The organism is Cognatundibacterium luofuense, assembly GCF_018139685.1.
GTDB classification, from domain to species: domain Bacteria; phylum Pseudomonadota; class Gammaproteobacteria; order Burkholderiales; family Burkholderiaceae_D; genus Undibacterium; species Undibacterium luofuense.
This window is the reverse complement of record NZ_JAGSPN010000073.1, coordinates 1-592: the sequence shown is the minus strand read 5'-3', so window position 1 is coordinate 592 and position 592 is coordinate 1. Positions and strand designations below refer to the sequence as shown.

Sequence of the window (592 nt, the reverse complement as noted above, 5' to 3'; positions counted from 1 at the left end):
AACGCCGCAGTCCGTTCCCAGAGCAGTCTGTCGCTGTTGAATACCGGACAGTCGCTGATCATTGCGACTGCCGTGACCCTGATTTTATGGCGTGCGACGCAGGGTGTGATCGACGGCAGCATGAGTCTGGGTGACCTGGTGCTGGTGAATTCCTTTATGCTGCAACTATATGTGCCTTTGAATTTCCTGGGTGTTTTGTACCGCGAAATCAAGCAAAGCCTGGCCGATATGGAAAAGCTGTTTTCACTTCTTGAGCAAAATAAAGAGGTCGCTGATCAGGAGAATGCACAGGCTTTGCAGATATCCGAACAGCAGGGCGCCGCGATTCGTTTTGAGGCAGTGAATTTCAGTTACGAGAGTAAGCGACAGATTTTATTTGATGTCGACTTCACGATACCTGCAGGTAGTACCACAGCCGTAGTCGGACACAGCGGTTCCGGTAAATCGACGTTATCCCGATTGCTGTTCCGCTTCTATGATATTCAATCCGGCAGCATACAGATTCAGGATCGCGATATCCGCAGCTATACCCAGTCCAGCCTGCGGAATGCTAACGGCATAGATCCGCATGAAACTGTACAATACAATGACA

The 592-nt window shown here is 49.8% G+C and carries 1 protein-coding gene; it reads left to right on the top strand.

The features are described from left to right. The coding region (locus KDM89_RS19375; protein ID WP_212689542.1) for an ATP-binding cassette domain-containing protein at positions 1-592 on the top strand (592 nt) is incomplete at both ends.